Origin of the sequence: Streptomyces sp. NPDC052682 (assembly GCF_040678435.1) — a bacterium.
Lineage (GTDB): Bacteria > Actinomycetota > Actinomycetes > Streptomycetales > Streptomycetaceae > Streptomyces.
On sequence record NZ_JBFATS010000017.1, the window covers coordinates 83,479 to 96,796 of the forward strand.

The window sequence follows — 13,318 nt, forward strand, 5'->3', positions numbered from 1 at the left end:
GGGGCGCGGCGGGCGGAGGAGGTGTCCGCTCGGCCGACAGCAGAAGAGGTCAGGCCGGCCCGTCGAGGAAGGCCGCGACCCGCCGTACGAACCACTCCGGGTCGTCCAGCCACGGGTAGTGCCCCGCCCCCGGCTGCACCGCGAACTCGGCCGTGGGGAAGGCGTCGGCGGCACGGCGGACGAGGTCGGGGCGTGGTCCGCCGTCGAGTTCACCGGCGAGCGCCAGCACCGGGGCGGTGAGGCGGGCGAGTGCGGCCCGGGTCGCGGGCGGGTCGTAGGCGCCCGGGGAGCCGTAGCGGTCGGCGGCCTCCTGGTTGGTCTGCGCCTCCTCCCGCGCGGCGTGCTGCCGGGCCTGTGCGTCCCAGCGCCCGTAGAAGAAGGGGAGGAAGGCGTCGGCGAAGTCCCCGGTGCCCGTCAGCCAGGCCTCGAAGGCGGGGAACGCGCCGGAGAACCAGGGGGCGTGCGCGCGGGCCCGGGCCGCGGCCAGCCGGTCCTCGGGGGTGGCCGGGAGGCCCAGTGCCCAGGGGGTAGCGGTGACCAGGACGAGCCGCCGGATCCGCTCCGGGTGGCGGGCGGCGTACAGCATCGCCAGGCTGCCGCCCGCCGAATGCGCGAGGACGTCCATCCGTTCCAGCCCCAGGTGCTCGCGCAGCGCCTCGACGTCGTCGACGAGCCGGTCGCAGCGGTACGTCGCCGGATCCCGCGGCACCGCCGACTCCCCCGTGCCCCGCAGGTCGAGCAGGACGAGCCGCCGGTGGGCGCTCAGCCCGCCGAGGTCGCCGAGGTAGGCGGAGGCCCGCATGGGCCCGCCGGGGAGCACGACCAGGGGCTCGCCGTCACCCCGCAGGTGACAGGCGAGGGCGGTTCCGTCCCAGGCACTGAAGATCGGCATGCCGCTGATCCTCGTGCCCGGGGCGCCCCGGCCGCAACGGGGATCGGGGCGGGCACCGGTGATCAGGGCAGAAATCCGGCCACGGGCTCTTGCCCGGGAGCGGCCGGCCTGTATTACTGATCTGCAGGGCATCAACCGAATGATCGGTCGCCCGGATTGTGCTGGTTTGACGAAGGAGGGTCCTCATGGCGGAGGCGGCGGACCTGCGGGACGCGGGGGAACGGCTCGGCACGCGAGCGCTGCGGGAGCTCCAGCTGGAGCGGCTGCGGGCCTCGCTGCGGCACGCCTACGAGAACGTGCCGTTCTACCGGCAGTCCTTCGACAAGGCGGGCGTCCGTCCGGACGACTGCCGCAGCCTCGCCGACCTGGCCCGGTTCCCGTTCACCACCAAGGCGGACCTGCGCGAGACCTACCCGTACGGGATGTTCGCCGTGCCCCGGCACCAGGTGCGCCGCATCCACGCCTCCAGCGGCACCACCGGACGGCCCACGGTGGTCGGCTACACCGACAACGACCTGTCGCTGTGGGCCGACCTGGTGGCCCGCTCGATCCGGGCGGCGGGCGGACGGCCCGGCGACACGGTGCACGTGGCGTACGGCTACGGCCTGTTCACCGGCGGGCTGGGCGCGCACTACGGCGCGGAGCGGCTCGGCTGCACGGTCGTCCCCGCGTCCGGAGGGATGACGGCCCGTCAGGTGCAGCTGATCCGGGATCTGGAGCCGACGGTCGTCATGGTGACGCCGTCGTACATGCTCACGCTCCTCGACGAGTTCGAGCGGCAGGGCGTCGATCCCCGCGGCACCTCCCTGCGGGTGGGGATCTTCGGCGCCGAGCCGTGGACCGAGGAGATGCGGCGCGAGATCGAGGAGCGGTGCGGGATCGACGCGGTCGACATATACGGCCTGTCGGAGGTGATCGGCCCGGGTGTCGCCCAGGAGTGCGTGGAGACCAAGGACGGCCTGCACATCTGGGAGGACCACTTCTTCCCGGAGGTCGTCGACCCGATCACCGGCGAGGTGCTGCCGGAGGGCGAGAAGGGCGAGCTGGTCTTCACCTCGCTCACCAAGGAGGCCATGCCGGTGATCCGGTACCGGACCCGGGACCTGACCCGGCTGCTGCCGGGCACGGCCCGGGTGTTCCGGCGTATGGAGAAGGTCACCGGCCGCAGCGACGACATGGTGATCGTGCGCGGGGTGAACCTCTTCCCGACCCAGATCGAGGAGATCGTGCTGCGCACCCCCGGTCTCGCTCCGCACTTCCAGCTGCGTCTGACCCGGGAGGGCCGCATGGACGCCCTGACGGTGCGCGCGGAGGCCCGGCCCGATGCCGGGCCCGAGGTACGGGAGGCGGCGGCGCGGGCCGTCCGGGCGGCCGTGAAGGACGGCATCGGCGTGTCGGTGGACGTCGAGATCGTCGACCCGGAGTCGCTGGAGCGGTCGGTGGGCAAGATCCGGCGGATCGTGGACCTGCGGCCGCGTTAGGCGCCCGCTCGCGTGCCGTGGGCGAATCGGTCGCGCAGCTGCCGTTTGAGGATCTTCCCGCTGGCGTTGCGCGGCAGTTCATCGACGAACAGCACCCGCTTGGGCGCCTTGAACGGGGCGAGTGCCCCGCGGGCGTGCGCGATCAGTTCGGCCTCGGTGACCTCGCCGCGGGGGACGACGACGGCCGTGACCGCCTCGATCCACCGCTCGTCGGGCAGGCCGATGACGGCGACCTCGGCGACGGCCTCGTGCGTGTACAGGGCGTCCTCCACCTGGCGGGAGGCGACCAGGACACCGCCGGAGTTGATGACGTCCTTCACCCGGTCGACGATCGTGAGGTAGCCGTGCGCGTCGCGCACCGCGAGGTCTCCGGAGTGGAACCAGCCGCCGCGGAAGGCCTCGGCGGTCTCCTCCGGCTTGTCCCAGTAGCCCTCGCACAGCTGCGGGGAGCGGTAGACGATCTCGCCGGGGGTGCCGTCGGGCACGTCCTCGCCGTTCTCGTCGACCACCCGCGCGTCGACGAACAGCACCGGCCGGCCGCAGGAGTCCATGCGGCCCTTGTGCTCGTCGGGCCCGAGGACCGTGGCCAGCGGGCCGATCTCGCTCTGCCCGAAACAGTTGTAGAACGCCAGCTTCGGCAGCCGCTCCCTGAGCCGCTCCAGTACGGGCACGGGCATGATCGACGCCCCGTAGTACGCCTTGCGCAGACCGCTGAGGTCGCGGGTGGCGAAGTCGGGGCGCTGCGACAGACCGATCCATACGGTGGGCGGCGCGAACAGGCTGTCCACGCGGCCCGCTTCGATCAGGTCGAGGATCCGGTCGCCGTCGGGCGCGTCGAGGATGATGTTCGTCGCGCCGACGGCGAGGTAGGGCAGCAGGAAGACGTGCATCTGCGCCGAGTGGTACAGCGGCAGGGCGTGCACCGGCCGGTCCCCCGCGCTGAGGTCGAGGGCGGTAATGGCGCTGAGGTACTCGTGCACCAGCGCGCGGTGGGTCATCATCGCGCCCTTGGGCAGGGCGGTCGTGCCGGAGGTGTACAGCAGCTGCACCAGGTCCTCGGTGCGCGGCTCGGGGCCGTCGTACGCGGGCGTGCCCGCCAGCCGGGCCAGCAGGGAGTCGTCGGCGTCCCGCAGCGGCAACGCCCGGACGCCCTCGGGGAGCCGCCCGGCCAGGCCCGGGTCGGCGAGGACCAGGGAACAGCCCGACTGGCCGACGAGGTAGGCGAGGTCGTCGCCGGTCAGGTGCTGGTTGACCGGTACGTGCACCAGTCCGGCGCGGGCACAGGCCAGAAAGCCGATCAGGTAGGCGTCGGAGTTGTGGCCGTACGCGCCGACCCGGTCGCCCGGGGACAGCCCCTGGTCGAGCAGGACGCGCGCCGCGCGGGAGACGGCGGTGTCGAGGTCGTCGTACGTCCAGGAGCGGTCGGCGTACTCCACCGCGACGCGGGCCGGGGTGCGCCGCGCGGTGCGCCGCAGCACGCCGTCGACCGTGCTGCCGTGTCCGGGCATCGTCATGACTGACGATCCTCGGTTCACCGCCGGGGGAGGTCAAGCCGGGCACGGCCGTCCGGCGCGCGGGCGTCCTGGGTGGGCCCGCCGTGCGGGCGCGGCAGGCCGGCATTCCGACGGAGCACGAACGGAGTCTTTGACGCCCAGTCAGATGTATCGTCGCGGCACGGCGGACTGACGGTCCGGGACGTGAGGGGCGGCCCGGCGGGAGGGACACGCGATGACCGAAGCTGCGGCAGACGACGCGACCGGAACCGGCCCGCTGACGCGCAGGCGTCTCCTCGCGCTGGGCGGCGCCCTGACCCTCGCCTCGTTACCCGCCGGCCCGGCCACAGCCGCCCCGGCCGCCGGGCGCCCCACCCTCCGCCACGGTTCCGCCGAACGCGCCGGGCTGCTCCCCGGCCACCTCCGCGACCTGGTCGGCGACGCCGAGGCGTTCCTCGGCCCCTCCCCCCAGCACCCCTGGTACGCGGGCGCGGTGCTGCTCGCCGGCCGGGGCGGCACCGTGGCGCTGCACCAGCCCATCGGCATGGCGGTGCGCTACCGGGCGTACGACGAGCAGACCGGCACCGGCGTCGAGTTCCCCCCGGAGCAGCAGATCCCGATGACCCGTGACACCGTCTTCGACCTGGCCTCGGTGTCCAAACTGTTCACCTCGATCCTCGCCGTGCAGCAGACGGAGCGGGGCGCGCTCGCGCTCGAGGCGCCGGTCGCCTCGTACCTGCCGGAGTTCGGGCGGGCCGGCAAACAGGACGTGACGATCCGTCAGCTGCTCACCCACACCTCCGGTTTCCGTGCCTGGATCCCGCTGTACAAGGCACCCACGTACGAGGAGAAGATCCGGCTCGTCCTCGACGAGGCTCCGGTCAGCCCGCCCGGCACGGCGTACCTGTACTCGGACCTCAATCTGATCTCGCTCCAGCTGGTGCTGGAGAAGGTCACGGGCCGCACCCTGGACAGGCTCCTGTACGAGGAGATCACCGGCCCGCTCGGCCTGCGCCGCACCCGCTACAACCCGCCCGCGTCCTGGCGGCCGAGGATCGCGGCGACGGAGGACGCGCGCGCTCCCTGGTCCGGCCTGGACCGCGGACTGGTCTGGGGCGAGGTGCACGACGAGAACGCCTTCAGCCTCGGCGGCGTCGCGGGCCACGCGGGCGTGTTCTCCACCGCGTGGGACCTGGCGGTCCTCGGCCGTACGCTGCTCAACGGCGGCTCCTACGGCCGGGCCCGCATCCTCGCACCCGAGTCGGTGGAGCTGATGTTCACCGACTTCAACACGGCGTTCCCCGGGGACGAGCACGGGCTCGGCTTCGAGCTCTACCAGCACTGGTACATGGGCGCGATGGCCACACCGCGCACCGCCGGGCACACCGGCTTCACGGGGACCTCGCTGGTGCTCGATCCGACGACCGACTCGTTCCTGGTGGTGCTGGGCAACTCCGTGCATCCGGTGCGCAGTTGGCGGTCCGGTTCGGCGCCGCGCGTCGCCACCGCGAACCGGCTCGCCCGGGCCGTACCGGTCCGGCCGGTGCGGGGCCGTACGGCCTGGTTCTCCGGCATGGCCACCGCGGGCACCGCGACGCTCGCGCTGCCCGCCCTGGACACCTCCGGCGGACCGGCGCGGCTGCGGTGCGCGCTGTGGTGGGACACCGAGCCGGGCGCGGACGCCCTGGTGCTGGAAGCCTCGACGGACGACGGCGGCAGCTGGCAGCCGGTGCCGTTCACCACGGCCCGCCCGGGCGAGGAGTCCACGCCTCACCCGTCGGGCTCGGTCACCGGCTGGTCGGGCCGGGTCTGGCACCGGCTCACCGCCCACCTGCCCGTCGCGCGGGCACTCGTCGTGCGCTGGCGGTACACCACGGACCGGCTTTACGTCGGGCGCGGCTGCTATGTCGACGGCCTGAGGGTGGAGGCGGCCGACGGCGTCCTCTTCGACGAGGCCCGCCCGGCGGACGCGGCGGGCGTCCGGGCGGTGGGCTGGGCGCCGTCGGCCGACTGACGGAACTGACGGAACTGACGGGACGCAGAAGGCCCGCCCGCTACTGGTTGAAGACGGCCTTCTGCACCTCGTTCGGCCCCTCGAAGCGGTCCTGCTTGAGGCTGTCGAGGCGGCTGACGACCTTCTCGTCGGCCTTGTTCTTGCGGGCCTGCTCCACCAGGTGCTGCTTGTCCGTCGGGTAGTCCATGCCGCTGAGGGCCTTCTGGAGGTCGATCGGGCTGAGGTCGGCCATGGCAGCCTCCCTTGAAGGGTGTGCGGCCGTCCGCGAAGGGCGGCCGGATCGTACGGTTTCCTTCGCTCTGTCGGAGTGCCCCTCCCGGAGGGAGCCATTCAGTCGCGCCGGGTCTCCAGCACCGCCCTCGCCGCGTTGTGCCCGGGCACCCCGCTGACCCCTCCCCCGCGCACCGCGCCCGCCCCGCACAGCCAGACGTTCGCGTGCCGGGTCTCCACGCCCCAGCGGCCGGTTCCGTCCTGGGCGTACGGCCAGGACAGCTCGCGGTGGAAGATGTTGCCGCCGGGCAGCCTGAGGTCCCGTTCCAGGTCGAGCGGGGTCTTCGCCTCGATACAGGGCCGTCCCTCGGCGTCGGTGGCCAGGCAGTCGGCGAGCGGCTCGGCCAGATGGGCGTCGAGCTGGGCCAGCGTCGCCTTCAGCAGCTCCTCCCGTACGGCGTCGTTGTCCCGCTCGAACAGCCGGGCCGGGGTGTGCAGGCCGAAGAGGGTGAGGGTGTGGTAGCCCTGGGCGGCCAGACCGGGGGCGAGGATGGACGGGTCGGTGAGCGAGTGGCAGTAGATCTCGCAGGGCGGCGCGGCGGGCAGCTCACCGGCGGCGGCCTGGGCGTGGGCGGCGGCGAGCTGCTGGTAGCCCTCGGCGATGTGGAAGGTGCCGGCGAACGCCTCGCGCGGGTCGACGGAGCTGTCCCGCAGCCGGGGCAGCCGCCTGAGCAGCATGTTCACCTTCAGCTGGGCGCCTTCGGCGGGTGCCGGGGGTGTCGCGCCGGTCAGGGCGGCCAGTTCCTGCGGGGAGGCGTTGACGAGGACGTCCCGGGCGTGGACGACACCGTCGCCGTCCGCCGTGCGGTAGGAGATTGCGGCCGTGCGGCCGTCCGTGTCGATGCGTACGGCCTCGTGGCCGATGGCGAGGACGGCGCCCGCGGAGCGGGCCGCGGCGGCCAGCGCGTCCGTGAGGGCGCCCATGCCGCCGACCGGGACGTCCCAGGCGCCGGTGCCGCCGCCGATCACGTGGTACAGGAAGCAGCGGTTCTGCCGCAGCGAGGGGTCGTGCGCGTCGGCGAAGGTGCCGATCAGGGCGTCGGTGAGGACCACGCCCCGCACAAGGTCGTCCGCGAAGTGCTCCTCGATCACGACACCGACCGGTTCCTCGAACAGGGCACGCCAGGCGTCGGCGTCGTCGACGCGGCGCCGCAGTTCCTCGCGGGTGGGCAGCGGCTCGGTGAGGGTGGGGAAGACCCGCTGGGCGACGCGCCCGGTCATGCCGTAGAAGCGCTGCCAGGCCTCGTACTCCCGCTCGGAGCCGGTCAGCCGGGCGAACGCCTCCCGGGTGCGCCGCTCACCACCGCCGACGAGCAGCCCGGTGGGGCGTCCGTCCCGTTCGGCGGGCGTGTACGAGGAGACGGTGCGGGTGCGCACCCGGAAGTCCAGGCCGAGCTCCCGCACGATCTTCCTCGGCAGCAGGCTGACCAGGTACGAGTAGCGGGACAGCCGTGCGTCCACCCCGGCGAACGGCCGGGTGGAGACGGCCGCGCCGCCGGTGCGGTCCAGACGCTCCAGCACCAGCACGGAGCGTCCGGCACGGGCCAGGTAGGCGGCCGCGACCAGGCCGTTGTGGCCGCCGCCGACGATGACGGCGTCGTACGTACGGTCGGTCCGCGGTCCCTCGGGTGTGGTCATGGTTCTTGGTAACACGGGGTGATCCGGGTCAGCCAGGGGGACGGACCTGCCAGGCGCGCTCCGGCCGGACAGGTCCTGGGACGCTGCGGCCGGGTCCGTCAGGGGGCGCTGGGCCGGCGCACGGCCGCGACCTTACGGTGCAGCTCCGCCGCCGTGCCGCGGCCGAGCTGTTCCAGGCAGCGGACCTCGTCCTCGCGGCCGGCGAGGGTGTCGGGATGGTCGGGGCCGAGGACGCGTGCCCGGGCGGCGGCCACGCGCCGGTACTCGGTCAACGCCTCCGCCCAGCGGCCCAGCCAGCCCAGCCCCACGGCGACCTCGCGGCGGCTGACCAGGGTGTCCGGGTGGTCAGCGCCGAGCACCCGCCCGCGCAGCGCGCACACCTCGCGGGACTCGGCGAGGGCCTCCGCCCAGCGGCCGAGCCGCCCCAGGGTGACGGCGAGGCCGTGGCGGGCGCGCAGGGTCTCGGGGTGGGCGGGGCCCTGGGCCCGGGTGCGGTCCTCCACCAGCGCGCGGTAGTGCGTCAGGGCTTCGGCGCTGCGGCCGAGGCGGCCCAGGCTGATGCAGATCTCGTAGCGGGCGGCGAGCGTGTCGGGGTGGTCGGGGCCCAGCGCCCGGGCGCGGGCCTCGGCGACCTCGTGGTAGGTCTCCAGGGCTTGCGGCCAGCGCCCCAGCCGGCCGAGCGCGTAGCCGACCTCGTACCGGGTGACGAGGGTGTCCGGGTGGTCGGGGCCGAGCACCCGGGCACGGGCCTCGGCCACCTCGCGGGCCATCCGGTGGGCGTCCTCCAGCAGGCCCAGCTGTCCCGCGGTGAAGGCGAGGTTGTGCCGGCAGCGCAGGGTGTCGGGGTGGTCGGGGCCCATGGTGCGCTCCCGGACGGCGAGGACCGCCGTGTACACCTGGTAGGCGTCGCGGGTGCGGCCGAGGCGGCCCATCACGTACGCCATCTCCTGGCGGGCGGCCAGCGTGTCGGGGTGGTCGGCGCCCAGCACCCGGATGCGCGCCTCGGCGACCTGCTTGTACGCGCGCAGCGCGTCGGCGGCACGGCCGGTGCGGCTGAGGGCGAAGGCGACCTCGTAGCGGCTGGCCAGGGTGTCGGGGTGGTCGGGGCCGAGCAGGTGCTCGCGCTCGGCGGCGACCGCGCGATGCACCTCGCCCGCCTCCGTCCAACGGCCGAGCCGTCCCAGACTCAGTCCCGCGTTGTGCCGGGCGGCCAGGGCGGCGACGGCCTGCGGCGGCGGCACGGGCCGCTCCTCGGGAAGGGGCTCCCCGGCACGGCCGACCGCGGGCCGGGCGATCCACTCGCCGGACAGTCCGGCCGCCGGGTGGGGCGGCGGGGTGAGCGGCGCGGCCCCGGCCGCCTTGGGGCCGGTCGTGATGCCGTGTGTCCAGGAGGGGAGGGGGGTGTCGGGGGTGGGAGTGGGCGGGGTGCGGCCACAAGTGGTCCGAGCGCGGAGGGACTCCGCCGCGTCGGAGTGGAGCGAGGGCGCCAGGTCCGGAGGGAGCCCGGGCACCGCCGTGTCCGGGCCGGACGCAGAGGGCGCCGCCTCCGACCCGACCGGGGCGGCCACCGCCGCAGGGCCGGGCAGGGAGGCATCCTTCCCCGGGGAGAGCGGAGGCACCGCCCTATCCGGAGCCGGCCCGGAGGAAGCCCTCTCACGGATGGGACCGGGCACCGTGTCCGGGCCGGATGCGAAGGGCGCCGCCTCCGACCCGGCCGGAGCGGCCGGCGCCGCCGGGCCCGGCGTAGACGCCTCCTCCCCTGTGGCGAGCAGGGACAGCGCCGCATCCGGTTGCGGCCCGAGCAACACCGCCTCGGGCGGGCCGTCGGAACCCGGGCCGGGCCAGGACACGACCGCTTCCATCTCCGGCCCCGCGGCCGGAGCCTCTTCGCCGGCCTCGTACACCCCTGGCTCGGGCCAGGACACCACCGCTCCGGAGGCGCGCCCGGGCACCGCTCCGCCGGCAGGCGGACGGGGCACCGGCGCGGGCGGCCAGTACGCCGGGGCGGCACGGTGGGCGTGGAGCCGGCGGGCCAAGGCGCGTGCGTCGCCCGGGCGCCGGCCGGGGTCCTTGGCCAGCAGGTCCAGGATGATCCGCTCCAGGTACCCGGGCAGATCGGCGCGGTGCTCGCGCGGCGGCCGGGGCGGGGTGTCGCGGTGGCCGACGAGGATCGCCCACGCGTCGCCGAGGTCGAACGGCGGTACCCCCGTGGCGATCTCGTACAGCACGCACCCGAAGGAGTACAGGTCGCTGCGCGGATCGACCCCGTCGCCGCTGATCTGCTCCGGCGACATGTAGTGCGGCGTGCCCATCGCGATGCCCGTGCCGGTCAGCCGGGCGGTGAAGCCGATGTCGTGGCCGAGGCGGGCGATGCCGAAGTCGCAGATCTTCACGGTGCCGTCGGCGAGCCGCACGATGTTGGCCGGCTTCAGGTCCCGGTGGACGATGCCCTGGTCGTGGCAGTAGGCGAGGGCGGCGGCGACCTGGTCCGCGATGTCGACGACGTCCGCGACGGGCAGCGGGTGCCCCTTGTTGTCCTCCAGCAGCCGGCTGAGGTCGCGCCCCGCCAGCAGCTCCATGACCAGGTACAGAACGCCGTCGGACTCCCCGAAGTCGTGCACCACGGTGATCCCGCGGTGCTGGAGGGCCGCGGCCACCCGGGCCTCGCGCCGGAACCGCTCCCGCACCACCCGGGTGAGGGACTGGTCGTGCTGCGGGCCGAGCGGCTTGAGGCACTTGACGGCGACGTGCCGGCCCAGCGACTCGTCCCGGGCCCGCCACACCTCCCCCATGCCGCCGCGCCCGATCAGGTCGAGCAGCCGGTACCGGCCGTGGATCAGCCTGCTGTCCCCCATTTCGCGCGCTCGCTCCCCCCGTTGCCGTGCGCCCGCCCCTCCCCTGGGCCGTCCAGTATGGCGGCCTGTCGTCCCAGTTTGTACGGCGCCGGACGCGCGTCGGGGCCGAGTCTCGCCACGGCGCGCAGGATGTGTTTGGGCGGCAGTTGCCAGCGCAGGTCCGCGGGAACGCGGCGCAGTATGAGGCCGGTGAGCCGCAGCCGTGCGGTGGCGAGGGCGGGTGCGGGGGCCCGCCTGCCGTACAGCTCGTGGGCGTACGGCGGCAGGGCGGCGTACGCCAGTTGTGCCACCTGCCGCCAGGCGATCTCGCGCACCGGGACCAGGAGCGGGTGCGCCGGAGGGTGGAGCAGGAAGTCGTCCACCTCGCGTGCCTCGGGTCCCGCGGCGAGTTCGGGGCGCACCGTGTCAAAGTAGGCGGCCAGGCCGGCGCGGCTCGCCGGTACGGCGCCGGGGTCGAGGCCGACCAGGCGGGCGCTGTGCCGCTGTTCGGCGATGTAGCGGTCGGCCTCGGCGTCGGTGAGCCGGAACCCGGAGCGGCGCAGCACGTCGAGGTAGGAGTCGATCTCGGCGCAGTGCACCCACAGCAGCAGGGCGGGCTCGTCCACGCGGTACCGCTCCCCCGTGTCCGGGTCGGTGGCGGTCAGCGTGCGGTGGATCTTCCGGACCCGGGCGCCCGCCGTCTCGGCGGCGTCGGTGGTGCCGTACGTGATCGTGCCGACGAAGTTCGCGGTGCGCATCAGCCGGCCCCAGGCGTCGCGCCGGAAGTCGGAGTTCTGCAGGACGCCGCGGACCGTGCGCGGGTGCAGGGCCTGGAGGTACAGCGCGCGGATGCCGGCGATCCACATCATCGGGTCGCTGTGCAGCTGCCAGGTCACCGACGTGGGCCCGAACAGCCCTGGGTCGGCACCGGCCGTGGGTGTACCGGTCATGCGTGTCACCTCCGCCCCGACCGACACGATGGCACAGCGGGGGCGACTGGTCGACTGTCTCGTCCCACCCGGCCGTTCCCGCCCCATCCGCTTGTTGAGCGTTCACCTACCCGGGGGAAGTTCGGTAAGGCTGCCCTTATATGCTGACGATCTCCGGTCTGCCCCTGAGGGCGCTGGAGGCCCAGGCGACACATCCGTACGACAGGACTTGACATGCGCACCACTTCACGGGGTCTCCTCGCGGCCCTCGTCCTCACGCCGGTGCTGGCCGGCTGCTTCGCCCCCGGCGACAACGGGAGCGGCTCGGACACGGGCGCCGGTGCGGGGTCGGGCGGGCGGCTGCGCGTCGCGCTGGCTGTGCCGCCGGTGCAGGCCCTGTCCCCGTACAGCAACGACGCCACCGTGCTGAGCAAGCTGTCCGTCGCCGAGGGCCTGACCGCCCTGGACAAGAACGGCGCCGCCGCCCCCGCGCTGGCGAAGTCCTGGAAGCGGGACAACGCCACCACCTGGACCTTCGACCTGCGCAAGGCGAGGTTCCAGGACGGCACCGAGGTCACCGCCCGGTCCGTCGTCAACGCCCTCGACCACGCGGGCCGGGCCACGCCCAAGCCCCGCGTCCTCAGCGACGTGACCCTCACCGCGAAGGCGGCGGACGCCGACACCGTCACCCTCACCACCAAGAGGCCCGACCCGGTGCTGCCGCTGCGGCTCGCCAGCCCCGCGCTCGCCGTCCTGTCGGCGAAGGCGTACGCGAAGGACGGCACGGTCAGCCCGGTCGGCACCGGCACGGGCCCGTTCGAGATCACCAAGCTGAGCGGGAAGTCGAAGGCCACCCTCGACCGGTTCGACGGCTACTGGGGCGGCAAGGCAAAGGCGCCGGGCATCGACGTGACCTGGATCGCCGACGGCACCGCCCGCGCCAACGCCCTGCGCAGCGGCGACGTCGACATCGCCGAGTGGATCCCCACCGCCCAGGCCAAGCTGCTGCCCAAGGGCACCATGCACGAGGTGCCCTCGGTGCGCACCGACAGCCTGATCCTCAACACCCGCGGCGGCCTGTTCGCCGACCCGGCGCTGCGCGCCGCCGCCCGGGAGGCCGTGCACGGCTCCGCCCTCGTCGACTCCGTCTTCGGCGGCTACGCCGACCCCGCGCAGGGGCTGTTCGGCCCCGCCGTGCCCTGGGCCGCCGACCTGCGCGTGAAGGTGACCGGCCGCGCGAAGGCCGCCAGCCCGGCGCAGGTCAGGTCCGAGACCAAGGGCAGGACGCTGCGCCTGGCCACGTACACCAACCGCGCCGAGCTGCCGGAGGCCGCCACCGTCCTGCAGCAGCAGCTCCAGAAGGCCGGGTTCACGGTGCGGCAGGACGTGCGCGAGTACACGCAGATGGAGGCCGACCTCCTCGCCGGCAAGTACGACGCCCTGGTCTTCTCCCGGGTCACCCTCCTGGACACCGGCGACGCGGTCGACTATCTGGCCAGCGACTTCACGAGCGACGGCGTCTACAACATCGCCGGCCTGAAGGACCCCGCGGTCGACAAGGCGATCCGCGCCGCCGCCGGGGAGTCCCGCCCCGAGCAGCGGCACGAGAAGATCATGAAGGCCGAGGCGGCGATCCTGCGCACCGACGCGATCGTCCCCCTCGTCCACGAGAAGGTCGTGCAGGGCATCGCCACCGATGTCGAGGGTGTGGTCCTCGACCCGCGTGAGCGCTCCCTGGTCGATGCCGGCACGCACCTGAAGTAGCCC

General features: G+C 74.1%; 9 protein-coding genes. 3 read left to right on the forward strand and 6 right to left on the reverse strand.

Annotation, left to right across the window (positions count from 1 at the left end):
• Nucleotides 1–49: 49 nt before the first annotated feature.
• A complete protein-coding gene (locus tag AB0K80_RS25440) occupies nucleotides 50–892 on the reverse strand; it encodes an alpha/beta hydrolase (RefSeq protein ID WP_365673373.1) in 843 nt (280 codons plus the stop codon).
• Nucleotides 893–1,077: 185 nt separating this feature from the next.
• Here AB0K80_RS25440 and paaK point away from each other — a divergent pair, with 185 nt between their 5' ends.
• On the forward strand, nucleotides 1,078–2,373 hold the full coding sequence (gene paaK / locus AB0K80_RS25445) for a phenylacetate--CoA ligase PaaK (RefSeq protein WP_365673375.1): 1,296 nt from the start codon (nucleotides 1,078–1,080) through the stop codon (nucleotides 2,371–2,373).
• On the opposite strand, the gene AB0K80_RS25450 is transcribed toward paaK, so the two are convergent.
• Nucleotides 2,370–3,887 carry an acyl-CoA synthetase gene (locus AB0K80_RS25450; RefSeq protein WP_365673376.1) on the reverse strand — a complete coding sequence of 506 codons (1,518 nt, stop codon included), beginning with the start codon at nucleotides 3,885–3,887 and terminating at the stop codon, nucleotides 2,370–2,372. The two genes, paaK and AB0K80_RS25450, sit on opposite strands and share 4 nt — an antisense overlap.
• A gap of 214 nt (nucleotides 3,888–4,101) precedes the next feature.
• Between AB0K80_RS25450 and AB0K80_RS25455 the strand changes: the two genes are divergently transcribed.
• Nucleotides 4,102–5,880 carry a serine hydrolase gene (locus AB0K80_RS25455; protein ID WP_365673378.1) on the forward strand — a complete coding sequence of 593 codons (1,779 nt, stop codon included), beginning with the start codon at nucleotides 4,102–4,104 and terminating at the stop codon, nucleotides 5,878–5,880.
• Nucleotides 5,881–5,920: 40 nt separating this feature from the next.
• Here the strand turns inward: AB0K80_RS25455 and AB0K80_RS25460 are convergent, their stop codons facing one another.
• The 4 genes from AB0K80_RS25460 to AB0K80_RS25475 all read right to left on the reverse strand — a co-directional run bounded on the left by AB0K80_RS25460 (nucleotide 5,921) and on the right by AB0K80_RS25475 (nucleotide 11,572).
• Nucleotides 5,921–6,112 (reverse strand): DUF2795 domain-containing protein, encoded by a 192-nt coding sequence (locus tag AB0K80_RS25460; RefSeq protein WP_365673379.1) that lies wholly within the window; start codon nucleotides 6,110–6,112, stop codon nucleotides 5,921–5,923.
• 98 nt (nucleotides 6,113–6,210) lie between these two features.
• On the reverse strand, nucleotides 6,211–7,788 hold the full coding sequence (locus AB0K80_RS25465; protein WP_365673381.1) for an NAD(P)/FAD-dependent oxidoreductase: 1,578 nt from the start codon (nucleotides 7,786–7,788) through the stop codon (nucleotides 6,211–6,213).
• A 98-nt stretch (nucleotides 7,789–7,886) separates the two neighbouring features.
• A complete protein-coding gene (locus tag AB0K80_RS25470; protein ID WP_365673383.1) occupies nucleotides 7,887–10,643 on the reverse strand; it encodes a tetratricopeptide repeat protein in 2,757 nt (918 codons plus the stop codon).
• Nucleotides 10,625–11,572: an oxygenase MpaB family protein gene (locus AB0K80_RS25475; RefSeq protein ID WP_365673385.1), complete on the reverse strand. Its 948-nt coding sequence runs from the start codon at nucleotides 11,570–11,572 to the stop codon at nucleotides 10,625–10,627. The genes AB0K80_RS25470 and AB0K80_RS25475 overlap by 19 nt, the downstream gene beginning before the upstream one ends.
• 213 nt (nucleotides 11,573–11,785) lie before the next feature.
• Between AB0K80_RS25475 and AB0K80_RS25480 the strand changes: the two genes are divergently transcribed.
• Nucleotides 11,786–13,315: an ABC transporter substrate-binding protein gene (locus tag AB0K80_RS25480; RefSeq protein WP_365673387.1), complete on the forward strand. Its 1,530-nt coding sequence runs from the start codon at nucleotides 11,786–11,788 to the stop codon at nucleotides 13,313–13,315.
• Nucleotides 13,316–13,318 lie beyond the last annotated feature (3 nt).

What these genes read in the sequence shown, in the direction of transcription:
- AB0K80_RS25440 (WP_365673373.1), bottom strand. Translation starts at nt 892, where the DNA reads ATGCCGATCTTCAGTGCCTGGGACGGAACCGCCCTCGCCTGTCACCTG.
- paaK (WP_365673375.1), top strand. Translation starts at nt 1,078, where the DNA reads ATGGCGGAGGCGGCGGACCTGCGGGACGCGGGGGAACGGCTCGGCACG.
- AB0K80_RS25450 (WP_365673376.1), bottom strand. Translation starts at nt 3,887, where the DNA reads ATGACGATGCCCGGACACGGCAGCACGGTCGACGGCGTGCTGCGGCGC.
- AB0K80_RS25455 (WP_365673378.1), top strand. Translation starts at nt 4,102, where the DNA reads ATGACCGAAGCTGCGGCAGACGACGCGACCGGAACCGGCCCGCTGACG.
- AB0K80_RS25460 (WP_365673379.1), bottom strand. Translation starts at nt 6,112, where the DNA reads ATGGCCGACCTCAGCCCGATCGACCTCCAGAAGGCCCTCAGCGGCATG.
- AB0K80_RS25465 (WP_365673381.1), bottom strand. Translation starts at nt 7,788, where the DNA reads ATGACCACACCCGAGGGACCGCGGACCGACCGTACGTACGACGCCGTC.
- AB0K80_RS25470 (WP_365673383.1), bottom strand. Translation starts at nt 10,643, where the DNA reads ATGGGGGACAGCAGGCTGATCCACGGCCGGTACCGGCTGCTCGACCTG.
- AB0K80_RS25475 (WP_365673385.1), bottom strand. Translation starts at nt 11,572, where the DNA reads ATGACCGGTACACCCACGGCCGGTGCCGACCCAGGGCTGTTCGGGCCC.
- AB0K80_RS25480 (WP_365673387.1), top strand. Translation starts at nt 11,786, where the DNA reads ATGCGCACCACTTCACGGGGTCTCCTCGCGGCCCTCGTCCTCACGCCG.